This is a genomic window from Pseudomonas sp. Sample_22 (assembly GCF_004307635.1).
In the GTDB taxonomy this organism is placed as follows: Bacteria; Pseudomonadota; Gammaproteobacteria; order Pseudomonadales; family Pseudomonadaceae; genus Aquipseudomonas.
The window spans coordinates 26855-50972 of record NZ_RCNY01000035.1 but is presented as its reverse complement, the minus strand read 5'-3'; the positions used below and the strand labels follow the sequence as shown (position 1 = coordinate 50972).

The 24118-nt window shown below is 59.5% G+C and carries 19 protein-coding genes; 14 read left to right on the top strand and 5 right to left on the bottom strand.

Annotated elements, in window-relative coordinates; all coding sequences use genetic code 11:
• Nucleotides 1-282: 282 nt before the first annotated feature.
• Nucleotides 283-2481, bottom strand: a complete 2199-nt coding sequence (locus tag D8U73_RS09880; RefSeq protein ID WP_056856110.1) for a hypothetical protein — start codon at nt 2479-2481, stop codon at nt 283-285.
• Between the two features lie 198 nt (nt 2482-2679).
• On the opposite strand from D8U73_RS09880, the gene D8U73_RS09875 reads away from it, so the two are divergent.
• A complete protein-coding gene (locus D8U73_RS09875) occupies nt 2680-3576 on the top strand; it encodes an NAD(P)-dependent oxidoreductase (RefSeq protein ID WP_177435521.1) in 897 nt (298 codons plus the stop codon).
• On the opposite strand, the gene D8U73_RS09870 is transcribed toward D8U73_RS09875, so the two are convergent.
• Complete coding sequence (locus D8U73_RS09870; RefSeq protein ID WP_277751639.1) at nt 3533-5749, bottom strand: bifunctional diguanylate cyclase/phosphodiesterase; 2217 nt, start codon at nt 5747-5749, stop codon at nt 3533-3535. The genes D8U73_RS09875 and D8U73_RS09870 overlap by 44 nt on opposite strands.
• A gap of 292 nt (nt 5750-6041) precedes the next feature.
• Between D8U73_RS09870 and D8U73_RS09865 the strand changes: the two genes are divergently transcribed.
• Nucleotides 6042-7391, top strand: a complete 1350-nt coding sequence (locus D8U73_RS09865) for an MFS transporter (RefSeq protein WP_130904361.1) — start codon at nt 6042-6044, stop codon at nt 7389-7391.
• A 223-nt stretch (nt 7392-7614) separates the two neighbouring features.
• Here the strand turns inward: D8U73_RS09865 and rapA are convergent, their stop codons facing one another.
• The gene (rapA, locus tag D8U73_RS09860; RefSeq protein ID WP_056856107.1) at nt 7615-10461 is read right to left on the bottom strand and encodes an RNA polymerase-associated protein RapA; all 2847 of its coding nucleotides are present in this window, start codon (nt 10459-10461) and stop codon (nt 7615-7617) included.
• A gap of 231 nt (nt 10462-10692) precedes the next feature.
• On the opposite strand from rapA, the gene D8U73_RS09855 reads away from it, so the two are divergent.
• The 3 genes from D8U73_RS09855 (at nt 10693) to ccoM (ending at nt 11549) form a co-directional block, all read left to right on the top strand.
• Nucleotides 10693-11034: an aspartate-semialdehyde dehydrogenase gene (locus D8U73_RS09855; RefSeq protein ID WP_130904360.1), complete on the top strand. Its 342-nt coding sequence runs from the start codon at nt 10693-10695 to the stop codon at nt 11032-11034.
• 93 nt (nt 11035-11127) lie between these two features.
• Nucleotides 11128-11289 (top strand): hypothetical protein, encoded by a 162-nt coding sequence (locus D8U73_RS29145; RefSeq protein WP_008074569.1) that lies wholly within the window; start codon nt 11128-11130, stop codon nt 11287-11289.
• 143 nt (nt 11290-11432) lie between these two features.
• Nucleotides 11433-11549, top strand: coding sequence for a cytochrome c oxidase subunit CcoM (gene ccoM, locus D8U73_RS29665; RefSeq protein WP_056856105.1), 117 nt, complete (start codon nt 11433-11435; stop codon nt 11547-11549).
• Nucleotides 11550-11819: 270 nt separating this feature from the next.
• Here the strand turns inward: ccoM and D8U73_RS09850 are convergent, their stop codons facing one another.
• Both D8U73_RS09850 and D8U73_RS09840 read right to left on the bottom strand, forming a co-directional pair.
• Nucleotides 11820-13295, bottom strand: a complete 1476-nt coding sequence (locus D8U73_RS09850) for an inorganic phosphate transporter (RefSeq protein WP_056856104.1) — start codon at nt 13293-13295, stop codon at nt 11820-11822.
• Between the two features lie 378 nt (nt 13296-13673).
• The gene (locus tag D8U73_RS09840; RefSeq protein ID WP_008056863.1) at nt 13674-13874 is read right to left on the bottom strand and encodes a hypothetical protein; all 201 of its coding nucleotides are present in this window, start codon (nt 13872-13874) and stop codon (nt 13674-13676) included.
• 676 nt (nt 13875-14550) lie between these two features.
• On the opposite strand from D8U73_RS09840, the gene pcaR reads away from it, so the two are divergent.
• The 9 genes from pcaR (at nt 14551) to pcaC (ending at nt 23712) form a co-directional block, all read left to right on the top strand.
• Nucleotides 14551-15393 (top strand): pca regulon transcriptional regulator PcaR, encoded by an 843-nt coding sequence (gene pcaR / locus D8U73_RS09835; protein WP_130904359.1) that lies wholly within the window; start codon nt 14551-14553, stop codon nt 15391-15393.
• Nucleotides 15394-15518: 125 nt separating this feature from the next.
• Complete coding sequence (locus D8U73_RS09830; protein ID WP_056856102.1) at nt 15519-16865, top strand: MFS transporter; 1347 nt, start codon at nt 15519-15521, stop codon at nt 16863-16865.
• A gap of 275 nt (nt 16866-17140) precedes the next feature.
• A complete protein-coding gene (pcaF, locus tag D8U73_RS09820; RefSeq protein ID WP_177336598.1) occupies nt 17141-18346 on the top strand; it encodes a 3-oxoadipyl-CoA thiolase in 1206 nt (401 codons plus the stop codon).
• Nucleotides 18347-18383: 37 nt separating this feature from the next.
• Nucleotides 18384-19088 (top strand): protocatechuate 3,4-dioxygenase subunit beta, encoded by a 705-nt coding sequence (gene pcaH, locus D8U73_RS09815; protein WP_056856100.1) that lies wholly within the window; start codon nt 18384-18386, stop codon nt 19086-19088.
• 1 nt (nt 19089) lies between these two features.
• Complete coding sequence (pcaG, locus tag D8U73_RS09810) at nt 19090-19656, top strand: protocatechuate 3,4-dioxygenase subunit alpha (RefSeq protein ID WP_056856099.1); 567 nt, start codon at nt 19090-19092, stop codon at nt 19654-19656.
• 135 nt (nt 19657-19791) lie between these two features.
• A complete protein-coding gene (locus D8U73_RS09805; protein ID WP_130904357.1) occupies nt 19792-21096 on the top strand; it encodes an MFS family transporter in 1305 nt (434 codons plus the stop codon).
• A 45-nt stretch (nt 21097-21141) separates the two neighbouring features.
• Nucleotides 21142-22506: a 3-carboxy-cis,cis-muconate cycloisomerase gene (locus tag D8U73_RS09800; RefSeq protein ID WP_130904356.1), complete on the top strand. Its 1365-nt coding sequence runs from the start codon at nt 21142-21144 to the stop codon at nt 22504-22506.
• Between the two features lie 11 nt (nt 22507-22517).
• The gene (pcaD, locus tag D8U73_RS09795) at nt 22518-23309 is read left to right on the top strand and encodes a 3-oxoadipate enol-lactonase (RefSeq protein ID WP_130904355.1); all 792 of its coding nucleotides are present in this window, start codon (nt 22518-22520) and stop codon (nt 23307-23309) included.
• A gap of 10 nt (nt 23310-23319) precedes the next feature.
• Nucleotides 23320-23712: a 4-carboxymuconolactone decarboxylase gene (gene pcaC, locus D8U73_RS09790; RefSeq protein ID WP_007976697.1), complete on the top strand. Its 393-nt coding sequence runs from the start codon at nt 23320-23322 to the stop codon at nt 23710-23712.
• Nucleotides 23713-24118 lie beyond the last annotated feature (406 nt).

The following is a 24118-nucleotide window of genomic DNA, read 5'->3' as shown; positions in this document are numbered from 1 at the left end:
TATGGTGCGTGGTGTGACCGCCCGAAAGTGTGTAGCCGAGTAGCGTGATGGCAGGTTGCCGTAGAGAAAGGCCACAGCCTCACGGTGACGTAAACGTAACGGGAACAGTTGAGAGAGCAGCCTGAGGGCTGCTTAATTGTTTCTGGATGTTGGAAAGTGGTGAATTGTGATCGTTCCCACGCTCTGCGTGGGAACGCAGCCAGGGACGCTCCGCGTCCCAAGCGGACGCAGAGCGTCCGATGAGGCATTCCCACGCGGAGCATGGGAACGATCTGGAGACGCTTAGTAGGCGGTTTTACCCGTATGGTTATTCAACGAAATAACCTTGGTCTTGCCTATGCGATGACGGTAGATCTCGCGCAGGTACTTGATTGCCTTCTTCACGCAATCCCGGGACAGGCGGATATCGTTGATCGAAACGAACTTGTCCTTGTCGTTGATCAGCTCGCGGTATTTCTTCTCGTACATCGGTTTGATCGCATACCAGTTGGTATCGAGGATCTTCGCCGGGTTCTCGAATTCGTTGAGCAGGTCGTCGATCAGGTCCTCGTCAAAGTGTTCATTGATGATGAAGTCCAGGATCGAGTTGTCTAGCGTCTCGTCGAAGCGGTACGGGTTTTTCGCGAAGCAACGTTTGATGAACGCCACGATCAGGGTCAGGAAGTCGTCCGACAGGCACGGGCTCTTGGCGATCAGGGTGGTCAGCGACAGGTTGGCCGAGGCGCCGATAACCAGCGCGTAACGCTTGAGCGTGGTGTTGGGGAACAGGCTGTTGAGGTGTGTCTTCAACCGGTTCAGGTCCATGTACGACAGCTTGTAATCCTTCGGCAGGGAAACGATCGACACCACCGACGAGCAGTTCTTGAAGAAGTGCAGGTCGTGCAGCGCGGCGGCGTCATAACCCGAATTCTTGTACTGCTCCAGCGATGCGCGATAACGCTTGGACTCGATCGGCAACAGACTGATGCCTTCGATGGCCTGGGTGACTTTGTTGAAGTGCGGCAGGTCGATCGAGCGGAAGAACAGGTCGTCGATGTTCAGGCGCTGCGGCTCTTTCTCGAAGACCTTGAATTTGTCGCTGCTTGGCGGCGGGGTTTCCGGCACCACGGATTCGGCATAGGCAATCGCCACGGGGCCGGCCAGGCTCATGAACAGGTCGTTGGCGTCCAGGCGGATGGTTTCGCCGATGTCGATGCCGGCGCGGCGGAAATAGTTCTGATCGTAGTCAGTCGTAACCGCCTGCGCTGTCAGAATGTTGAAGATCTGCTGCGAAATGTATTGATTGGCGTGCTTTTCCATCGCATTGACATCAATGTTCTGGATGTTGCCGTCATCGTTTTCCTCGGCATAACGCATGATGTCGTTGGAGATCAGCATCATTGCGTTCCATGGGCGGATACGGCCCATGACGCTCGCTTCGCTGCTGTCTTCATTGGCGAAGTTGTAGGAGAAGTCCCATTCCTCCGACAGGTATTTGCACAGCAAGCGACCGGCGTTGATGTGCAGTGCTTCAGACATTTCGCTGCGATGATCGGAAATGTTCGGCAGTACGCAGATGCCGCTGGTGAAGATCGGTTCGAAGACGAAGGAGTGGCCGCTCTTGCTGTCGTGCTCGTCCATCGGTTTGGTGTCGAACGTCTTGTTCATGTACGAGTGCTGCTGGGCCAGGCCGAATTCCGAGGCCATGCCCGAACCGGTACCGCCGCCAGCACTGAAGATCGAGAAATACAGGCGCGACTGGTTGGCCTTGATGCCGCAGCTGTCGATCAGGTACGAGTGAATCATTTTCCAGTCAGGGCTGGAGAAACGCTGGGTGTCCTTGTTCAGGATGATCTTGGCCAGGTACTGGCCGAGAATCGGCGCGTTACCGGCGCCACCGGCATGGACTTCCGACAAGTCCATGATTTTCATTTTGCTGTAATCGCGCAGGAAGCCGCTTTTTTCGCCTTTGCGCGAGAAGCGGATGCGACCGGCGATGTCTTTGTCCAGGTCGCCGAGCATCACCAGTGGCTCGACCAGAAATACCGGCTTGGTGTTTTTGTTCTGGCCCAGGCGCAGGTTGTTGCGGATCCACTGGGCCGGACTGTAGCCCTTTTCGGCAAAACGTTTGTCCGGCGACAGGCGATCTTCGCTGTTGAATTCGTTGAGGTAGAACTTGCGGGCGTTGTACACCAGCTCCGCGACATCCAGCGCAATGTTCGAACCGCAGCGGCCCAGGCCGATCAGGCACACCGACGGGAATTCCTGATCGCTGTACTGTTCGTTGTCGCCTTCCAGGTGGGGCGGACGCGGGAACACCATGTCGCGCAGGCCGTCGAGGTTGTCGAGGATGCGGTCGGTATTGGTTTCGGTGAAGTACAGGTATTGCTGGCTCGCCAGCGGGCGCGATGGCGGCAATGGCTTCGACGGTGCGGGGCTGTTCGCCGCCGGGCTCAGCGTCAGGTCGGAAATCGCGGTGGCCGGGTTATTTTTAGAAGTCATTGTTCGCCATGTACCTGGGCTGGTTGGTCGGGCGACAGGCTGTCGTCAAACCGTCACGGAATAAGATCTCGCGTCTTTTATCAGCGCGTATTTGGCCCAAGCGTCAGTGCCGGGGCCTGAACGTCGCTCGGGGGAATCCTTTCCTAAGTCATGATAAATCGGCCAAGATTTGGCGATCTTTAATCAAAAGGAGGCAAAATGATGTCAATGCTACCTTCGCTGGGTTTTGCCGGAATTGGCTTGATGGGGTTGCCGATGTGCCAGCGATTGCTCGCGGCGGGTTACCCGCTGACGGTGTGGAATCGCAATCCGGCCAAGTGCGCGCCGCTGGTCGAGGCCGGGGCACGTCAGGTCGCGACCCCGGCCGAACTGTGTCAGCACGCCGACGTGGTGATGCTGTGCCTGGCGGACACGGCGGTGGTGCGCGAGGTGGTATTCGGCACCGCGGGAGTGATCGAGGGTGCGAAAAATGGCCAGTTGCTGGTGGACTTTTCCAGCCTGGAACCGACGGCAACGCGAGAAATGGCAGCTGAGCTCGTCAGCAAAACCGGCATGGGCTGGCTCGATGCGCCTGTGTCTGGTGGTGTCGTCGGGGCGCAGGCTGGCAGCCTGGCGATCATGGTCGGTGGCGATGGGGCGGCGCTTGAGCGGGTTAAACCGGTATTGCTGAGCCTCGGCCAGCGCGTGACGCACATGGGGGCGGTCGGAGCCGGGCAAGTGACCAAGGCCTGTAATCAGATGATCGTTGCCTGCAACGCGCTGGTAATTGCCGAAGTGGTGGCCCTGGCAGAGCGTTCGGGTGTCGATGCCAATTTGATCGCCGAAGCGCTGGCCGGTGGCTTTGCCGATTCAAAGCCGCTGCAGATCCTGGCTCCTCAAATGGCCGACAGTCGTTTCGAACCGGTGAAGTGGCACGTGCGGACCTTGCTCAAGGACCTGGACACGGCGGTGAAGTTTTCCCGCGAACAGGGCTCGGCAACTCCGGTCAGCGGTCTGGCGGCGCAATTGATGCGCCTGCACGGCGCCCAGGGGAATCTGGAAAAAGACCCGTCTACATTAGTGCAGATGTACCGTGCACCAGACTCAGCGTCGTGACTGAGTAGGAGTGTTTGCGCTGATTGATTTCATTCAGCACCGGGAGCAATTCGGCGAGCGGTACCGGACGGCTGAGCAGGTAACCCTGAACGTAATCGCAACTGGCGCCTTCAAGAAACTGGTACTGCTCGAAGGTTTCCACACCCTCGGTGACCACCTCCAGGTGCAGGGTGTGGGCCATGGCGATGATCGCCTGGACAATTTCCATGTCCTGAGTCGAGTTGGGAATGTCCTGGATGAACGAACGGTCGATTTTCAGAGTGTTCAACGGCAAGCGCTTGAGATACGCCAGGGACGAATAACCGGTGCCGAAATCATCGATCGACAGTGACACGCCGAGGGCGCGAATCTGCCGCAACAGCACCAGTGTATCGGCGATGTTGCCCATCAGTGCGTTCTCGGTCACTTCCAGTTCCAGCCGTTGCGGCGCGACCCCGGCGTCACGCAGCGCCCGTTCGATTTCGGAGGACAACTCTTCGCGGGCCAGGCTCAAGGGCGAACAATTGACGGCGATCCTCAGCACCTCGCAGCCTTGCCGCGATAGCTCGCCCAAGTCTTCACACGCCTTGCGCAATACCCAATGGTCCAGTTCGGTGATCAGGCCGTTGGCTTCGGCAATGGTGATGAAACGGTCCGGGGCGAGGAAGCCGTGGGTCGGGTGTTGCCAGCGAATCAACGCTTCGAGTTTGCTGACCTGGCCGGTTTTCAGGTCGTAGATCGGCTGGTAATAGAGCATCAGGCCGGCGTCTTCACGCAGGGCGTAACGCAGTTCTTCTTCCAGTTGCAGTTCCAGCGTGGCGCGGGCCTTGAGATTGGCGCTGAAAAAATTCAGACCGTTGCGACCGCTGCCCTTGGACTGATACAGCGCCAGGTCGGCGTTTTTCAACAGCTCTTCGCAGGATTTGCCGTCTTCCGGAAACACGCTGATGCCGATGCTGGTGGTCATCACCATGCGCCGTCCGGCAAGTTCAATGGGCTCTTTCATTTTTTGCATGATGCGCTGGGCCATGTGCCGCGCTTCTTCTCGATCATGCAGGTCGATGAGGATGCAGAACTCATCGCCACCGAAGCGCGCCACCACATCGGCGTGACTGCGTATGGAGCTTCTGATGTGCCCGGCAATGACCTTGAGCAACTCATCGCCGGCATCGTGGCCAAGGCTGTCGTTGATCCGCTTGAAGTGGTCGATATCGAGGAACAGGACCGCGAGCCTGCCGCCCTCGTGGGTTTTCTCGCTGAGTTTCTCGGCGAACAGCTGGTTGAAACCGCGACGGTTGATCAGGTTGGTCAATGGATCGTAGTGCGCCACCTGTTGCAGGGACATGCGCGCCTGGTCCAGTTGGCTGAGCAACGAGTTGACCCGTTGCAAATCGTGTTCCTTGTGTTGCAACTTTTTGTCCGCCAGCGCCGCGCTGATACTGCTACCGATGATCAGCAGCGTCATGATCGCTACGGTCAGGCCGAGTTGAAAGTGATTGTTTTCTCCGGGCTGGGCCAGGAGGCTGTCGCTGGGCAGCACCAGATTGAAGGCAGCCATGCCGGTGAAATGCATGCTGATGATCCCCGCCCCGAGTACCAGGCTGGCACCGTACTTGAGCAGTTGATGAAACGTCCCTGTTTCGTTGCGCAAGTAACTCGACAGCAACAGGGCCGCCATGCTGGCGCCGATAGCGATCACGATCGACAGGCCGAACAACAGCGGTTGATAGTAGGCCTGCGCCGGCGAACTCATTGCAGACATGCCCACGTAATGCATGGCGGCGATGCCCAGGCCGACACCGATGGCTGACCTGAAACATTGCCAGAAGCTCAACTGCGCAAGGCTGAGGGTGTGCATCGCCAGCCACGAAGCGAGCAGGGCGATCAGCAGCGAGGCGAGGGTAATGGGCAACTGGTAGTGGATATCTATCGGTGCCTGGAATGCGAGCATGCCGATGAAGTGCATGGCCCAGATTCCGCCCGCGAGGCATCCGGCGCCGACCCAGCGCCAGAGTCGCTGTGACGCCTTCTTTTCTGCATGAGCCACCCGCTCGGCCATGTCCAGCGTGGCAAAACTGCCAGCACAGGCAACCAGATAAGCCAAAAGCACCAGAAAAGGGTCATGTATGCAGTTGAGTATGACCTGCCCACTCTCTGGCAGCTCGGTAATGAAATGCAGACCAAGCCACTCCATAGCATGCCCCATCGATTACTTCCTGGCTGGCGCAATCAACGCCAGCGAATGTCATGGAGTATAGAGGTCACATACGGAACGCAAGCGATAGTGGCACATTGTCCTGCAATCCTTTTGGAATGAACCCTAGATCGTTTGGAAATAAAATGTTGCACAGGCCGCGCCGGAGACGATGGCTGGGTATCAGCTTTACGAATAATTACAGACAGCGGTGGGGCGCCTGACTAGATTGCAGGTTCCGGGCTCGGATGCACTGGCAGTGAAGCCCCATAACAATAAAAGAGACGGACCCATGCAGAACTCGACCCAAGCGGCGAATGCCTGGCGCATTCTGTTCCTGCTGTTCCTGGCCAACCTGTTCAACTTTTTCGACCGCACCATTCCGGCCATCATTATCGAACCGATCCGCATGGAATGGCACCTCAGCGACTTTCAACTGGGGATCATCGGCACCGCGTTCACAATCGTCTACGCCATTGCCGGCCTGCCTCTGGGGCGAATGGCCGACACCGGCTCGCGCGCAAAACTGATGGGTTGGGGGCTGGCAGCCTGGAGCGGGCTGACGGCGGTCAACGGCATGGTGGGAAGTTTCTGGAGTTTCCTGATCGTGCGCATGGGCATCGGCATCGGCGAGGCCAGCTATGCGCCCGCGGCGAATTCGCTGATTGGCGATCTGTTCCCGGCTCACCGTCGGGCACGGGCCATGGGCATTTTCATGCTTGGCCTGCCCTTGGGCCTGCTCTTGGCGTTCTTCACCATCGGCGCGATGGTCAAGGCCTTCGACAGTTGGCGCGCACCGTTCTTCATTGCCGCCGTACCGGGACTGATCCTCGCCGTCTTCATGTTTTTCATCAAGGAGCCCAAGCGCGGCGCCGCGGAAACCGTGCAGGTTTCCCAGGAAAAGGTTGATCGGCCAATCCGTCGGGTGCTGGCGGTACCCACCTTCCTGTGGCTGGTCATGGCCGGGCTGTGCTTCAACTTCGCCACCTATGCCTGCAACTCGTTCCTGGTGCCGATGCTGCAGCGTTACTTCCTGATGCCATTGCAGGAAGCCGCAGTCGCGACCGGTGTTATCGTCGGCGTGACCGGTTTGTTCGGCCTGACGCTGGGGGGCTGGGTCGCCGACAAGATTCATCAGCGAATCGCCAATGGTCGCCTGCTGTTTGCGGCGTTCAGCCTGATCATCTCCACGGTCTGCACGGCGTGGGCGCTGCATTCGGGGCGGATCGAGATCGGTGTATTCGTGGCGGTTTTCAGCCTGGGCTGGTTGTTTGCCTACAACTTCTACACCTGCGTATACACGGCGATTCAGGACGTGGTCGAACCGCGTCTGCGGGCAACGGCAATGGCGCTGTTCTTTGCCGGGTTGTATCTGCTGGGCGGCGGGTTGGGGCCGGTGGTTGTCGGCGCACTGTCCGACCACTTCGCCCACACGGCGATGCTCGCCGCGGGCGCCGGGCAAATGACCGAAGCGTTCAAGGCCGTCGGCCTGCACGACGCGATGTACCTGATTCCGGTAGCGCTGTTTTTCACCATGGTGTTTCTGGTGTTGGCGTCGCGGTGTTTTGTGCGCGATGCCAAGCGGATGAAGGATGGATTGGGAGGGGTGGTTGTGCCTGAGGGGTCTGTGGCGACGGCATAAGATCCAAAAAAGAAGGCCCGCAGTATTGCTGTTCACTTAAGGACGACCACTGTACTTGTGGCGAGGGAGCTTGCTCCCGCTGGGGCGCGAAGCGGCCCTGAAGGGGGCTGCTGCGCAGCCCAGCGGGAGCAAGCTCCCTCGCCACAGGATGCTAACGTTCTCTTAAGTGAACAGCTTACGCAGTATTGCGGGCCTTTTTTTTTTTAGCGTTGGAGCAGGGGACTTAACCCGCCACCAACACCCGGATCGCTTCCAGTCGCAGAGCCGCCTTGTCGAGCATCGCCAGGCCTTGCTCGCGTTGTTTGCGCAACGCAACCAGTTCGCTGTCACGCACGGTCGGGTTGACCGCTTGCAACGCGGTCAGGCGTGCCAGTTCTTCGTCGGTGTCGGCGGCCAGGCGGCGTTGTGCCTCTGCCACGCGCTCGGCATGACGCGGGAAGATTTTGTCCTCGCCGGCATTGATCCGCGGGGTCAGTTGATCGCGCTGGGCCTGGATGAACTTGTTGGCGCTGGCGCGCGGGACGCTTTCGAGTTGGTCGTTCAGGGTCTCGAACGACACCCGGGGCGACAGGTCGTTGCCATTGGCATCGAGCAGGCAGCGCAGTGCAGCGGGCGGCAGGTAGCGGCCCAGTTGCAACGAGCGCGGGGCGACCACTTCGCTGACGTAGAGCAGTTCCAGCAGTACCGTGCCAGGTTTGAGCGCCTTGTTCTTGATCAGCGCCACCGCGGTGTTGCCCATGGAGCCGGACAGCACCAGATCCATGCCACCCTGGACCATCGGGTGTTCCCAGGTGATGAACTGCATGTCTTCGCGGGACAACGCCTGATTGCGGTCGTATGTGATGGTCACGCCTTCGTCGTCGCCCAGCGGGAAGCTAGCGTCGAGCATTTTTTCACTCGGCTTGAGGATCAGCGCGTTTTCCGAATGGTCTTCGCTGTCGATGCCAAAGGCGTCGAACAGGGTTTCCATATAGATCGGCAGGGCGAACTGGTCGTCCTGTTCAAGAATGGCTTCGACCAGCGCGTCGCCTTCGCCAGCGCCACCGGAGTTGAGCTCCAGCAAGCGGTCACGGCCGGTGTGCAATTCGGCTTCCAGACGCTCACGCTCAGTGCGGGCCTCGTCGATCAGCGCTTGCCACTCGCCGTCGTCGGCTTCTTCCAGCAGCGGCAGCAGGCGAGGGCCGAACTGGTGCTGCAAGGCATTGCCGGTCGGGCAGGTGTTGAGGAACGCGTTCAGCGCTTCGTGGTACCACTGGAACAGGCGCTCCTGTGGGCTGGTTTCCAGGTACGGCACGTGCAGTTCGATGGTGTGTTTCTGGCCGATCCGGTCCAGACGACCGATACGTTGCTCCAGCAGGTCCGGGTGGGACGGCAGATCGAACAGCACCAGGTGGTGGGAGAACTGGAAGTTGCGACCTTCACTGCCGATTTCCGAGCAGATCAGCACTTGCGCGCCAAATTCTTCGTCGGCGAAGTAGGCGGCGGCGCGGTCACGCTCGAGGATGTTCATACCTTCGTGGAACACCGTGGCCGGAATGCCGGAGCGCACGCGCAAGGCGTCTTCCAGGTCCATGGCGGTTTCGGCGTGGGCGCAGATCACCAGCACTTTGGTGCGCTTGAGCATCTTCAGTTGATCGATCAGCCACTCGACGCGTGGGTCGAATTTCCACCAGCGTTCTTCTTCATTGGCGTCCGGCTGGGCCTGGAAGCTGACTTCCGGGTACAGCTCGGCGTGATCGCCCAACGGCAGTTCGAGGTATTCGTCCGGGCATGGCAGCGGGTACGGGTGCAGTTTGCGCTCCGGGAAACCTTGCACGGCGGCGCGGGTATTACGGAACAGCACGCGACCGGTACCGTGACGGTCCAGCAGCTCACGCACGAGACGGGCGCTGGCTTCGGTGTCGCCATCGTTGACGGCGGTCAGCAGGGCTTCGCCTTCGTTGCCGAGGAAACCTTGAATGGTCTTGTGCGCTTGCGGCGACAGGCGGCCCTGGTCGAGCAATTCCTGAACGGCTTCGGCCACCGGGCGATAGTTTTCGCTCTCGGCGCGGAAGGCGTGCAGGTCATGGAAGCGGTTCGGATCAAGCAGGCGCAGACGGGCGAAGTGGCTGTCCTGGCCGAGTTGCTCCGGCGTTGCGGTCAACAACAGTACGCCGGGAATGGTTTCGGCGAGTTGCTCGACCAGCGAGTATTCAGGGCTGACCTGATCTTCGTGCCATACCAGGTGGTGCGCTTCGTCGACCACCAGCAAGTCCCAGCCGGCGGCGAACAGTGCGTCCTGGGCCTTCTCGTCTTCCACCAGCCATTCCAGGGCCACCAGCGCGAGCTGGGTGTCTTCGAACGGGTTGGAGGCATCGCTTTCAATGAAGCGCTCTTCGTCGAACAGTGCGACTTGCAGGTTGAAGCGTCGGCGCATTTCCACCAGCCACTGGTGCTGGAGATTTTCCGGCACCAGGATCAACACGCGATTGGCGCGGCCCGAGAGCAGTTGGCGATGGATCACCAGACCGGCTTCGATGGTCTTGCCCAGGCCTACTTCGTCAGCCAGCAATACCCGCGGTGCAATACGGTCGGCCACTTCACGGGCGATGTGCAATTGGTGCGCGATCGGCTGCGCACGTACGCCACCCAAGCCCCAGAGGGAGGACTGCAACTGGCGGCTGGTGTGTTCGAGGGTGTGGTAACGCAGGGAGAACCAGGCCAGCGGATCGATTTGCCCGGCGAACAAACGGTCGCTGGCCAGGCGGAACTGAATGAAGTTCGACAGCTGGGTTTCCGGCAGGGTAACCACTTCGTTCTGCGCGTTGAGGCCGTGGTAGACCAACAGGCCATCGACATCGTCGACTTCGCGAACGGTCAGTTTCCAGCCTTCGAAGTGAGTAATCGAGTCACCCGGCGAAAACCGTACGCGGGTGAGGGGCGCATTCCTTAGCGCGTACTGGCGGGTGTCGCCAGTGGCCGGATAGAGCACGGTCAACAAGCGGCCGTCCTGTGCCAGAACGGTGCCCAAACCCAGCTCGGCTTCGCTGTCACTGATCCAGCGTTGCCCCGGTTGATACTGCTGCGCCATGCTGCCTGACTCCCACCTTGAAAAAGCGGGCTATCTTAACGGAATCAGGTCTCCAGACCAAAGGAATACCTGTGTGGGAGGTGCCGTAGGCTGCGTTTTTTTGATCCGCGTGGCCTGAACAAATCCTAGCTTGCGACCGTTAAGGCAGTGTCGATTGAGTCACAGTTTGCGACCGATGGCTCAAGTCGCCATTTGCGCAGCCGACAGCCTGCTGACAGGAGACCAAAAAATATGCTGCCACCGATGCTTCCCTTGAGTGCCGTGCCGATCACCTCTCAGCACGACCCGGTCCGCCCGCGCCCGGACATAGCACCTGTGGTGCCCGTGCAGGAAAGCTCCACGGACAGCACCATCGACCTGAACAAGCGTGACCCTGAAGAAACCGCCTTGCTGCTGCGCGAAGAACAGCGGCGCAAGCAGGAACAGGAAAGACGTCGCCGTGAAGCCGACGAAGACCCTGAAGCGCATCTGGCCATCCCAGGGGACGAACTCAATGCCGACAACACCGTACCGGTGGCGCCATTGATGGAAGATCAGCCCCGCCAGGGATTGTGGGTCGACATCGAGATTTGAGCGAGTGGCTGGTCAGCGCTGTCGCCAGACCGCATTATTGGCGCAAACCTGCCTCGGCAGCTGAATTCATTTGCCAGTGATGCACTGAACGCCATGAGCCAAGACGACAAACTGATCGACCTCAACGCCGAACGCGCCAAGCGTGTCCATGACCTCAACGAAAAACGCCTTAATGAAGTGCGTCAGGCGTTCGAGCAAGCCATGCCGCTGGGCAAGGCGAAGAAAAAACCGAAGAACAAACCGAAAAAACGTTGAATCCCCCGTCATCGGTTGATGCAGGTCAGTTTTTCCCCTCCTTTGAGCCCGGTCTCGGGCAACATTGATCCCGGTCAATTCTTTCTCCTGCCCGTTTGGGTAACTTAGCCCTATCGCAACAGGGCAACAGCAGGAGACGCGTCATGTTTTTCGACAACGTGGTGATCGCCGGAGTGCTGACCGTCAGCCTCATGTTCGTTTTTTTTGCAGGATTCGGATTTTTTATCTGGAAGGATTCGCACAAGCGGAAAAAACCGTAGGTCTTTCTGGATGCAATGAGCACGCAAGGCATTTTGGGCAACTTCGGTTGCCCTTTTTTTTGCCTGCGATTCCTTGAAGTTGATCGTTCCCACGCTCTGCGTTCTTGATCGTTCCCACGCTCTGCGTGGGAATGCCGCCATGGACGCTCTGCGTCCAATTCTGACGCGGAGCGTCACGGGATTCATTCCCACGCAGAGCGTGGGAACGATCATCCGGTAATAAAAAAGGCGCGGTCCTTGCGGAGCGCGCCTTTTTCGTTCGGCAGCTGATCAGCTGCCGAGTGCCTTCGAGGCCAGCCAGAACAAACCGGCCGACAGGGCAACCGTGGCTGGCAGGGTCAGCACCCAGGCCAGCAGGATGGTTTTGACGGTGCCGCCTTGCAGACCGCTTTTGTTGGCGACCATGGTACCGGCCACGCCTGAAGACAGCACGTGGGTAGTGGACACCGGCAAGCTGAAGATGTTGGCCATGCCGATCAGGCTGGCAGTGGTGATCTGCGCCGACATGCCCTGGGAATAAGTCATGCCCTGCTTGCCGATTTTCTCACCGATGGTCAGAACCACGCGTTTCCAGCCCACCATGGTGCCCAGGCCGAGGGCCAGGGCCACCGCCAGAATCACCCAGAACGGCGCGTATTCGGTGGTGGTGGTCAAGTCCTTGCGCAGCTTGTCCAGGTCAGCCTTTTCACGGGCGGGCAGGCCTGGCAGCTTGCTGACTTTCTTCGCGGTGTCATCCAGGCAGAGCAGGTAGCGGCGCACTTCGATGCGGCTTTCCGCCGACAGCGAGCGGTAGTCGGCTACGCCCTTGAGGGTGCCCAGCAACGCGTTGATGGTCGGTTCGGTCTGCTGCGGGTTGCAGCGGAATTTCTCCGGCAGATCACCTTCCACGCTTTTGCCCAGTGCCAGGAACTCGCCGAGGGTTTCGGCGTTGCGCTGGTAGAACTGATTCAGATGCAAGGTGGCATCGCGGGTGCGTTCGATCTGGTAGGTGGTGCTGTTCAGATCAAGGACGAACTGCGCCGGCACGATACCGATCAGCACCAGCATGATCAGGCCGATACCTTTCTGGCCATCGTTGGAACCGTGCACGAAACTCACGGCCATGGCGGATATCACCAAGACCAGGCGATTCCAGAACGGTGGGTGCTTTTTGTCATCAATCTTGCGGCGCTGTTCCGGCGTCTTGTGCATCTTCGACAGCGGACGCCACCATTTCAGACCGATCAGAATCAGCGCTGCAATCAGGAAACCTGCCATCGGCGAGAACACCAGCGACATGGCGATATCGATTGCCTTCTGCCAGTTCACGCCATCAGCCAACGGAATCTCGTTGATCAGGGCGTTGGCCAGGCCTACACCGAGAATCGAACCGATCAGCGTATGGGAGCTGGAAGCGGGGATACCGAAGTACCAGGTGCCCAGGTTCCAGGCGATGGCGGCGGCGAGCAACGAAAACACCATGGCCAGTCCATGACCGGTGTTCACATTGATCAGCAGCTCCACCGGCAGCAAGTGGACGATGGCATACGCCACGCCAACGCCGCCCAGCAACACGCCGAGGAAATTGAACACACCGGAAAAGAACACCGCCAGATGAGGCGGCATCGCTTTGGTGTAGATAACAGTGGCTACCGCGTTAGCGGTGTCATGAAATCCGTTGATGAACTCGAAGGCGAGGACAAAAGTCAGGGCGAGCAGGAGGCTCACTAGCACCCAAGCATCCAGTCCGCTGAATAAATCGATCATGAAGGTTTTCTGACCCGGTCATAAGGGGGGCGGGATTATGCCAGAAAAGCGTGCCAATCAATGCACTAGCTGCTCGTTGGTAACATTCTTCAACGAATTAATTTGAGCCGCAGTCCTGCGTGTCGGTGATTTTACGGGCCTTGCAAGTCATTGAATTTATTTGAAAACACCCATGGCAAAAGGGTTTCGCGCGCTCGGAGGAGGGGCCTGAACGCTTGTGTGAAATTTCTGAGAAGAGGGTCGGATATGCGCCCTTTACCTTGTCGGATGAGCAAGGTGGCCGCTGCCCGCTTGTAGCGGGCGCAAAAGGCAACATCCATGCATCCCGCTTTTAACGGGTGCAATCGCAGACCCTTGTAAGGATTAAAGCCGGGACCATCAAGGCTCTTCGGCTTTGAGTTCCTTTTCCATTTTTTCAAGTTCTTGCTTGAAAACCTGATCCTGAACGGTGGCGCGTTTACGCCAGGGTTTGCGCTCCGGTTCGGGTTGGGCGGCGTAGGTGGTGACTTCCCCGCCGTAAACTTCCTTGTAACGTTGTTCCTGGCGCTCAAGTTCCGCGCGCAGTTCGTCTTTCGTCACAGTGCTACCTGATTGAGTTGAGATAAATTCTGGTGAAACGCGCTGCATCCAATGTATCGATCATTCTCGACGCATCGACAAGGCCGGTGAGGGCATTGTTTTACGGCAGGGCGATCAATACGTCCATGTTGCAGGCGACCACGGCACCAGAGATAAATAGCTGACGCAGCATCAGCTTCCTGTTTTCAGCGAGCGCGTTGACGATGCAATGCAGTCAGCGTCGGGCGCTTGCCGGGGGCGGCAGCGATGGAACATCGCGCCACCTTGTAGCGGAGTCGGCAAGTAGAAAACCGTCTGGCTACTGATTTGCATTATAGCGAGCGATTCACAGAACTCTATCTCTACAGAGTTAAAAGTAGGTCGCGATGTGTGATCGTTTTGTTACTCGTTACTTTCACGGCCAACTAGAGCGCTGAATGCTATCACTGTTCAGTGATAGCTTTCTGGCGCCATTAAGTCGAACAACTTTTTGGCAATTACATCGACCTTGGCAAGTCTGCATTGTCACCGTGGTGAATGCTTGAAACACGCTCTTTGATTGGCTCGGATGATGTACGGCGATTGCGATTATCGGTCAACGGTTCGATAATCGCCCAATCTGGAGCCGGCACGGCTTGTGCGCCGGACCGATAGCCACTTGTAATACTCGCTGATCCGTGTGGGAAGAGAATCTGTAATGAACGATCAACTGCGCAATTCCTTTGCTTCTGTGGCACCGCCCATCGTCGCGTCGCCCGCCAAGCGAATCCAGGCACTCACAGGTGATCCGGACTTCATGACATCGCTGGCGAGGGGACTGGCTGTCGTGCAAGCGTTTCAGGAGCGCAAACGGCACCTGACCATTGCGCAGATCAGTCACCGCACGGAAATTCCCCGCGCTGCAGTAAGACGTTGCCTGCACACCCTGATCAAACTTGGCTACGCCACTACCGACGGCCGCACGTATTCCCTGCTGCCCAAAGTGCTGACCCTCGGCCATGCCTACGTATCCTCGACACCGCTGGCGGTGTCGGCCCAGCCGTATCTGGACCGCATGAGCGAGCAACTGCACGAAGCCTGCAACATGGCGACCCTGGAAGGCGACGACATTCTGTACATCGCCCGCTCGGCAACGACCCAGCGGCTGATTTCGGTCGATCTGTCGGTGGGTGGGCGCTTGCCGGCCTATTGCACGTCAATGGGCAGGATCCTGCTGGCGGCGCTGGATGACTCGTCCCTGGGGGAATACCTCGAGCACGCCGATTTGCAGGCCAAGACCAGTCGCACGATCCACACTCCAGAGGCATTGCTCGAATGCTTGAAGGAAGTCCGGCAGCAAGGCTGGTGCATCGTCGATCAGGAACTGGAGCAGGGGCTGCGCTCGATTGCGGTACCGGTGTACGACGCGTCCGGTCAAGTGGTGGCGGCCCTCAACGTCAGTACCCATGCGGGTCGGGTCAGCCGTAATGAGCTGGAACAACGCTTCCTCCCTGGTTTGTTAAGCGCCAGCCGCGATCTCAGCGCTCAACTGTTTGCCTAAGGTGTTCGATAATCGCACAGAGTTGCTTCGGGTGAATTGACGCTGTTTCCTCCGGATCATTAATGTCGCGGCTGCGCCAGCATTGGCTGGCTCCCCGTTCGACTGTGATCCACGGAATAAAAATAATGAACCAGCCTCAGTCTGCTGTAGGGAACTGCCTCGACGTGCAGTCCTTCATCAATGCTCAACCCATTTCGCGTTATCAGTGGCGAGTGGTGATTCTGTGTTTCCTGATTGTCTTCCTCGATGGCCTCGACACGGCGGCCATGGGTTTCATTGCGCCTGCGCTTTCTCAGGACTGGGGGATCGATCGCGCGAGTCTCGGCCCGGTGATGAGTGCCGCGCTCATCGGCATGGTCTTTGGCGCACTGGGTTCCGGCCCGCTGGCTGACCGCTTTGGACGAAAAGTCGTACTGGTCGGTGCAGTGCTGCTGTTCGGTGCGTTCAGCCTGGCCTCGGCTTACAGCACCAACGTCGAGCAACTGTTGGTGTTGCGCTTTCTGACCGGCTTGGGCCTGGGCGCCGGTATGCCCAACGCCACGACGCTGCTGTCGGAATACACCCCGGAGCGCAAGAAATCCCTGTTGGTGACCAGCATGTTCTGCGGTTTCAACCTGGGCATGGCCGGTGGCGGATTCATTTCCGCCAAGTTGATTCCGGCGTTCGGGTGGCACAGCCTGCTGCTGATCGGCGGGATTCTGCCACTGATCCTTGCTGTCGTTTTGCTGTTCTGGTTGCCGGAATCGGCACGCTACCTGGTCGTGCGCAATCGCGGTACTGACAAGGTGCGCCAGGCGCTGGCGCCGATTGATCCGACTGTGGTGGCCCAAGCCTCCAGCTTCAGTGTGCCGGAACAGAAAACCGTGAAGGCGCGCAACGTGTTCGCGGTGATCTTCTCGGGCACCTACAGCGTTGGCACATTGTTGCTGTGGCTGACTTACTTTATGGGGCTGGTGATTGTTTACCTATTGACCAGTTGGCTGCCGACCCTCATGCGCGATAGCGGCGCGAGCATGGAACAGGCGGCATTCATCGGCGCATTGTTCCAGTTCGGTGGGGTATTGAGCGCGGTGGGCGTGGGTTGGGCGATGGATCGGTTCAATCCGCACAAGGTGATCGGTACTTTCTACCTGCTGGCCGGGGTATTTGCCTACGCGGTAGGGCAGAGCCTGGGCAACATCACGTTGTTGGCGACCCTGGTGCTGGTGGCGGGGATGTGTGTCAACGGCGCGCAATCGGCGATGCCATCGCTGGCCGCGCGCTTCTATCCGACTCAGGGACGTGCCACCGGTGTTTCGTGGATGCTGGGTATCGGCCGTTTCGGTGCGATCCTCGGAGCCTGGATGGGCGCCACGCTGTTGGGCCTGGGCTGGAACTTCGAGCAGGTGCTGACGGCGTTGGTGATTCCGGCAGCATTGGCGACCGCCGCGGTGGTGATCAAGGGTTTGGTCAGCCATGCGGATGCAACCTGATTTCAGGCGTCTGAATCTTCATCGTGGTTGATGGCATCTTCGCGGGCAAGCCTCGCTCCTACAGAGGCACCTGGATTTGTAGGGGCGAGTCTTGCCCGCGAAGCTTTCGGGTACCAATAGCCGGATAACAATGTGTTCGATAAGCGAACACTCAGTCGATTATCGGATTGTTTGACGTTTTTCACGGGCTTACTCTTCAGCCACTCCGGCGCTGCGCATCGGCGCCTTTTTTTCAAAGTCGGAAGGCTTTACCCATCTGAAGCACCTGGAGAAGCATGATGCGTGACGTTTACATCTGCGACGCGATTCGCACCCCCATCGGCCGTTTTGGTGGTGGTTTGTCTGCGGTTCGCGCCGACGACCTGGCCGCCGTGCCGCTCAAGGCCTTGATGGAGCGCAATCCATCGGTGGACTGGAATGCCGTCGACGAGGTGTTCCTCGGTTGCGCCAACCAGGCGGGTGAAGACAACCGCAACGTGGCGCGCATGGCGCTGCTGCTGGCCGGTTTGCCGCAGACCATTCCCGGCGTGACTCTCAATCGCCTGTGCGCCTCGGGCATGGACGCCATCGGCACGGCGTTCCGCGCCATCGCCAGCGGTGAAATGGAGCTGGCGATTGCCGGTGGCGTGGAGTCGATGTCCCGCGCGCCGTTCGTGATGGGCAAGGCGGACGCCGGGTTTTCGCGCAACATGAAACTGGAAGACACCACCATCGGCTGGCGTTTCATCAACCCACTGATGAAAGCCCAGTACGGTGTGGACGCGATGCCGCAGACCGCCGACAACGTTGCTGATGATTACAAGGTGTCCCGCGCCGATCAGGACGCATTCGCCTTGCGCAGTCAGCAACGCACCGCTGCCGCCCAGGCCGCAGGTTTTTTCGCCGAAGAAATCGTCGAAGTGCGCATTGCCCACAAGAAGGGTGAAACCATCGTCAGCCAGGACGAACATCCTCGCGCCGACACCACCCTGGAAGCCCTGGCCAAACTCAAACCGGTCAACGGTCCCGACAAAACCGTCACAGCCGGCAATGCCTCGGGCGTGAACGACGGCGCCGCGGCGCTGATCCTCGCCTCGGCCGAAGCGGTGAAAAAACACGGTCTGACTGCCCGCGCCAAAGTGCTGGGCATGGCCAGCGCCGGTGTGGCACCGCGTGTGATGGGCATTGGCCCGGTGCCGGCGGTACGTAAACTGATCGAGCGCCTTGGTGTGGCGGTCAGCGATTTCGACGTGATCGAACTCAACGAAGCCTTCGCCAGCCAGGGTCTGGCGGTGTTGCGTGAGCTGGGAATTGCCGACGACGCGCCGCAGGTCAATCCAAACGGCGGCGCCATTGCCCTGGGGCATCCGTTGGGCATGAGCGGTGCGCGTCTGGTCCTGACGGCGTTGCATCAGCTGGAAAAGACCGGTGGCAAGAAAGGCCTGGCGACCATGTGCGTCGGTGTCGGCCAGGGTCTGGCTTTGGCAATCGAACGGGTCTGACACGCCCTGTCGACTAATAAGAACTGAGGAAAGTGTAATGACTGACAAGCCTGGTTATCGTCGCCCGCAGGAGGGTACTCAGCCGGAGTACCTGCACCCGAGCTATCAATCCACCAACCTGCGCTCGCCATCGAAGCCGTTGGTGTTTCTGCCCCATTCGCTGTCGGAAATCACCGGGCCGACCGTCGGCGCCGAGCGCGTCAACGAAAAAGACAATGACCTGACCGCTCAGCACGAAGGTCAGCCGCAGGGTGAGCGCATCATCATTCATGGCCGCGTGCTGGATGAAAACGGTCTGCCGGTGCCGGGGATTCTGGTGGAGATCTGGCAGGCCAACGCCGCCGGTCGTTACGCCCACGCCCGTGACCTGCACGACGCGCCGCTGGATCCGAACTTCACTGGCACCGGCCGCACCGTGACCGACGCCGATGGCTGGTACCAGTTCCAGACCATCAAGCCCGGCGCGTACCCGTGGGGCAACCATCACAACGCCTGGCGCCCGGCGCACATCCATTTCTCGCTGTTCGGGCCGAGCATCCTGACGCGCCTGGTCACGCAAATGTATTTCCCGGGCGACCCGCTGCTGGCTTACGACCCGATCTACAACTGCGTGCCCGATACCAGCGCCAAAGAGCGCTTGATCGCCACGTTCGATCTGGAAAAAACCATCCCTTCCTATGCCCTCGGTTATCGCTGGGACATCGTTTTGCGCGGCCGCGACGCCACGCCGATGGAGAAATAAGATGACGCTGACTGCGACCACGTCCCACACCGTAGGGCCGTACTATCACATCGGCCTGACCTGGCTGAACCGCGAAAACCTGACCGTCGAACAAACCCTGGGCGAGCGCGTGGCGATCACCGGGCAAGTGGTCGATGGCAACGGCGATGTCGTCAACGACGCCATGCTGGAAGTCTGGCAAGCAAACGCCGCCGGCAAGTACGACCACCCCGAAGATGACCAGGACAAACCTCTGGACCCGAATTTCGAAGGTTTCGGCCGGGTGCCGGTGGATGCCGAAGGGCGTTTTCGTTTCACCACCATCAAGCCGGGCACGGTCGAAGGCCTCAAGGGCACGACCCAGGCGCCGCACCTTGTGGTTCTGGTGTTCGCCCGTGGCTTGGTCAAGCACCTGCTGACGCGGATCTACTTCGAGGGTGAACCGGCCAACGTCGACGATCCGTTGCTGGAGTGCGTGCCGGCCGAGCGCCGCAGCACGTTGCTGGCGAAGAAGGATGCATCGGGCGTGTATCAGTGGAATGTGATTCTGCAGGGCACCGATGCCGAGACGGTGTTCTTCGATTATTGAATGGACTCAAAACTTGTGGTGAGGGAGCAAGCTCCCTCGCCACAAGTGCGTGTTTTGGCCTCAGGTAATGCTTCTGCGGAACGGGACTGTTGCAAAGTGTGTCTAGACTCTACTGTCCCTATTGAGTGAAAAACGATGACGACTCCCACGGCTCCTACAGCTCTTTATACGGGTGAAGAACGCAGCAAGCGGATCTTCGCCATTGTCGGCGCTTCGTCCGGCAACCTCGTCGAATGGTTCGACTTCTACGTCTACGCGTTCTGTGCGATTTATTTCGCCCCCGCGTTCTTTCCGTCCGACAACCCCACGGTGCAGTTGGTAAACACCGCGGGCGTGTTCGCTGCCGGGTTCCTGATGCGGCCGATTGGCGGCTGGATCTTCGGCCGTGTCGCGGACAAGCACGGGCGCAAGAACTCGATGCTGATCTCGATTCTGATGATGTGCTTCGGCTCGCTGCTCATCGCTTGCCTGCCGACCTATAAAGACATAGGTGTCTGGGCGCCGATCCTGTTGCTGTTCGCGCGCTTGCTGCAAGGTTTGTCGGTGGGCGGTGAATACGGCACCACTGCGACCTACATGAGCGAAGTGGCGCTCAAGGGCCAGCGCGGGTTCTTTGCGTCGTTCCAGTACGTGACCCTGATTGGTGGGCAGTTGCTGGCAGTGTCGCTGGTGGTGATCCTGCAACAGTTCCTCACTGAAGAAGACCTGCGCGCCTACGGCTGGCGGATTCCGTTCGTGGTCGGTGCGGTGGCGGCGTTGATTTCGCTGTTCCTGCGTCGCTCGCTGAAAGAAACCACCAGCAAGGAAATGCGCGAGAACAAAGACGCCGGCAGCATCAGGGCGCTGTTCCGCGACCATAAGGCGGCGTTTATTACCGTGCTGGGCTACACCGCCGGTGGCTCGCTGATTTTCTACACGTTCACCACGTACATGCAGAAATACCTGGTGAACACCGCCGGCATGCACGCCAAGACCGCCAGCTACATCATGACCGGCGCGCTGTTCCTGTATATGTGCATGCAGCCTGTGTTCGGCATGCTCGCCGACAAGATCGGTCGACGTAACTCGATGCTCTGGTTCGGTGCCCTGGGCACCTTGTGCACTGTGCCGATCCTGCTGAGCCTGAAAAGCGTCAGCAACCCGTTCCTGGCTTTTGTGCTGATTACCCTGGCACTGTCGATCGTCAGTTTTTACACCTCGATCAGCGGTCTGGTGAAAGCCGAGATGTTCCCGCCCGAAGTGCGCGCACTGGGTGTCGGCCTGGCATATGCGGTGGCCAATGCGATCTTCGGCGGTTCGGCGGAATTTGTGGCCTTGAGCCTCAAGAACGTCGGCATGGAAAACGCCTTCTACTGGTACGTAACGGTGATGATGGCGATAGCCTTCCTGTTCAGCCTGCGTCTGCCGAAACAGGCGAAGTATCTGCATCACGACCTTTGATCTTCACGCGCGGGCCACAAAGGCCCGCGCCTTCAGGGACTGTTTATGAACCAGCGACCGGGCAATCAGTTGTTCGATGCCTACTTCACTGCCCGCGATATGCGTGAGGTGTTCTGCGATCAGGGGCGGGTGCAGGCGATGCTCGATTTCGAAGCGGCATTGGCCCGGGCCGAAGCACGGGTCGGGTTGATTCCGATGAGTGCTGTCGGGCCAATCGAGAATGCGTGCCAGGCCGGGCATTACGATTTCGCTGCCCTTGGCGAGGCGATTGCCGTCGCCGGCAACTCGGCGATTCCGTTGGTCAAGGCGTTAGGCAAGCAGATCGCTGCGCAGAATGCCGAGGCTGAACGTTACGTGCACTTGGGTGCGACCAGTCAAGACGTGATGGACAGCGGCCTGGTGTTGCAACTGCGCCGGGCGTTGGAACTGATCGAAAACGATCTGGCGCAACTGGGGCAAATCCTCGCGAGTCAGGCTCAGCGTTATGTGAGTACGCCATTGGCCGGACGCACCTGGTTGCAGCACGCCACACCCGTCACCCTCGGCATGAAAATCGCCGGTTGGCTGGGGGCGGTGACCCGCAGTCGTCAACGTTTGGCCGAGCTCAAGCCGCGTTTGCTGGTGCTGCAGTTCGGCGGCGCTTCCGGCACCCTCGCGGCCCTCGGCGAGCAAGCGCTGCCGATTGCTCAAGCGTTGGCCGAAGAGCTGCAACTGAGCTTGCCTGACCAGCCGTGGCACACCCAGCGAGATCGCGTGGTGGAGTTCGGCGCGGTGCTGGGTCTGATCGCCGGCAGCCTGGGTAAACTCGGTCGCGACATCAGCCTGTTGATGCAAACCGAAGCCGCTGAAGTGTTCGAGCCATCGGCGCCGGGCAAGGGCGGTTCCTCGACCATGCCGCACAAGCGCAATCCGGTAGGCGCAGCGGTATTGATCGGCGCGGCGACGCGTGTTCCGGGTCTGCTGTCGACGCTGTTCAGCGCCATGCCACAAGAACATGAACGCAGCCTCGGCTTGTGGCATGCCGAGTGGGAAACCCTGCCGGAAATCTGCTGCCTGGTGTCCGGCAGCCTGCAACAAGCGTTGTTGATCGCTCAAGGGCTGGAGGTGGACGCCGAGCGCATGGCCCGCAACCTCGACCTCACCCAAGGCCTAGTGCTTGCCGAAGCGGTGAGCATCGTCCTGGCGCAACGGGTCGGCCGCGATGCCGCGCACCATCTGCTGGAACAATGCTGTAAACGCGCCGTGGCCGAACAGCGCCACCTGCGTGCGGTGCTTGGCGACGAACCGCAGGTGACCGCCGAACTGACGGCCGCCGAACTCGATCATCTGCTGGACCCCGCTCACTACCTCGGCCAGGCGAAAACCTGGGTCGAGCGCGCGGTGGCTGACCATTGTGCATTGACTGCCTGAAGGAGACTGCTGTGGCTTTCGTTCAACTCGCCGATGGCGAACTACATTACCAACTCGATGGACCGGTCGATGCACCGGTGCTGGTGCTATCCAACTCTCTGGGCACTGACCTGCACATGTGGGACGTGCAAATCCCGGCGTTCACCGAGCATTTTCGCGTGCTGCGTTTCGATACCCGAGGCCACGGCAAATCGCTGGTAACGCCGGGACCGTACAGCATCGAGCAACTGGGTCGTGACGTGTTGTCGCTGCTCGATGCCTTGCACATTGAGCGTGCGCATTTCTGTGGTCTGTCCATGGGCGGGTTGATTGGCCAGTGGCTGGGCATCAATGCCGGCGAGCGCTTGAACAAACTGATCGTGTGCAATACGGCGGCGAAAATCGGCGATCCGTCGATCTGGAATCCACGCATCGACATGGTCCTGCGCGATGGTCAGGCCGCCATGGTTGCGCTGCGTGACGCCTCGATTGCACGCTGGTTCACCCCGGACTTCTCCGAAGCCAACCCGGCAGCGGCCAAGCAGATTACCGACATGCTCGCGGCGACTTCGCCAGAAGGTTACGCGGCCAATTGCGCAGCGGTGCGTGATGCCGATTTCCGTGATCAGTTGTCGTCGATCAAGGCGCCGCTGCTGGTGATTGCTGGCGCTCAGGATGCAGTGACGCCACCGTCTGGCGGGCATTTCATTCAGGAGCATGTGCCGGGCGCCGAATACGCCGAGTTCTACGCCGCGCACTTGTCCAACGTCCAGGCCGGCGCTGCGTTCAGCGAGCGGGTCCTGGCGTTTTTGTCGGCTCATTGAGGGGATTGTTGTGGACGAGAAGCAGCGTTACGACGAAGGAATGAAGGTGCGTCGCGCGGTACTGGGCGACGCCCATGTCGACCGCAGCCTGACAACCCTGACCGAGTTCAACTCGGAATTCCAGGAAATGATCACCCGCCACGCCTGGGGCGACATCTGGACCCGCCCGGGTCTGCCGCGCCACACCCGCAGCCTGATCACCATTGCCATGTTGATCGGCATGAACCGCGAAGGTGAACTCAAACTGCACCTGCGTGCCGCCGCCAACAATGGTGTGAGCCGTGGCGAGATCAAGGAAGTGATCATGCAGAGCGCGATTTACTGCGGCATCCCCGCCGCCAACGCAACGTTCCACCTGGCCGAGTCGGTGTGGGATGAGTTGGGGGTTGAATCGCGGGAGTGATCCGGGCGAATGATCGTTTCCACGCTCTGCGTGGGAACGCCTCAACGGACGCTCCGCGTTCGGCTTTGGACGGGACGCGGAGCGTCCCTGGCTGCATGCCCACGCAGAGCATGGGAACGATCGGTGGTGATGTTTAGAGCAGGCTGATCGGATAGCTGACGATCAGGTGGTTATTTGGATAGTTTCCACGCTCTGCGTGGGAACGCCTCAACGGACGCTCCGCGTTCGGCTTTGGACGGGACGCGGAGCGTCCCTGGCTGCATGCCCACGCAGAGCATGGGAACGATCGGTGGTGATGTTTAGAGCAGGCTGATCGGATAGCTGACGATCAGGCGGTTATTTGGATCGTTCCCACGCTCTGCGTGGGAACGCCTCAACGGACGCTCCGCGTTCGGCTTTGGACGGG

Excerpts from the sequence above, each read along its gene's own strand:
- D8U73_RS09830 (WP_056856102.1), top strand. The coding sequence starts at position 15,519 with ATGAACCAGCCTCAGTCTGCTGTAGGGAACTGCCTCGACGTGCAGTCC.
- D8U73_RS09805 (WP_130904357.1), top strand. The coding sequence starts at position 19,792 with ATGACGACTCCCACGGCTCCTACAGCTCTTTATACGGGTGAAGAACGC.
- pcaR (WP_130904359.1), top strand. The coding sequence starts at position 14,551 with ATGAACGATCAACTGCGCAATTCCTTTGCTTCTGTGGCACCGCCCATC.
- D8U73_RS09855 (WP_130904360.1), top strand. The coding sequence starts at position 10,693 with ATGCTGCCACCGATGCTTCCCTTGAGTGCCGTGCCGATCACCTCTCAG.
- D8U73_RS29145 (WP_008074569.1), top strand. The coding sequence starts at position 11,128 with ATGAGCCAAGACGACAAACTGATCGACCTCAACGCCGAACGCGCCAAG.
- D8U73_RS09875 (WP_177435521.1), top strand. The coding sequence starts at position 2,680 with ATGATGTCAATGCTACCTTCGCTGGGTTTTGCCGGAATTGGCTTGATG.
- D8U73_RS09870 (WP_277751639.1), bottom strand. The coding sequence starts at position 5,749 with ATGGAGTGGCTTGGTCTGCATTTCATTACCGAGCTGCCAGAGAGTGGG.
- rapA (WP_056856107.1), bottom strand. The coding sequence starts at position 10,461 with ATGGCGCAGCAGTATCAACCGGGGCAACGCTGGATCAGTGACAGCGAA.
- D8U73_RS09880 (WP_056856110.1), bottom strand. The coding sequence starts at position 2,481 with ATGACTTCTAAAAATAACCCGGCCACCGCGATTTCCGACCTGACGCTG.
- pcaH (WP_056856100.1), top strand. The coding sequence starts at position 18,384 with ATGACTGACAAGCCTGGTTATCGTCGCCCGCAGGAGGGTACTCAGCCG.
- D8U73_RS09800 (WP_130904356.1), top strand. The coding sequence starts at position 21,142 with ATGAACCAGCGACCGGGCAATCAGTTGTTCGATGCCTACTTCACTGCC.
- ccoM (WP_056856105.1), top strand. The coding sequence starts at position 11,433 with ATGTTTTTCGACAACGTGGTGATCGCCGGAGTGCTGACCGTCAGCCTC.
- D8U73_RS09865 (WP_130904361.1), top strand. The coding sequence starts at position 6,042 with ATGCAGAACTCGACCCAAGCGGCGAATGCCTGGCGCATTCTGTTCCTG.
- pcaG (WP_056856099.1), top strand. The coding sequence starts at position 19,090 with ATGACGCTGACTGCGACCACGTCCCACACCGTAGGGCCGTACTATCAC.
- pcaF (WP_177336598.1), top strand. The coding sequence starts at position 17,141 with ATGATGCGTGACGTTTACATCTGCGACGCGATTCGCACCCCCATCGGC.
- D8U73_RS09850 (WP_056856104.1), bottom strand. The coding sequence starts at position 13,295 with ATGATCGATTTATTCAGCGGACTGGATGCTTGGGTGCTAGTGAGCCTC.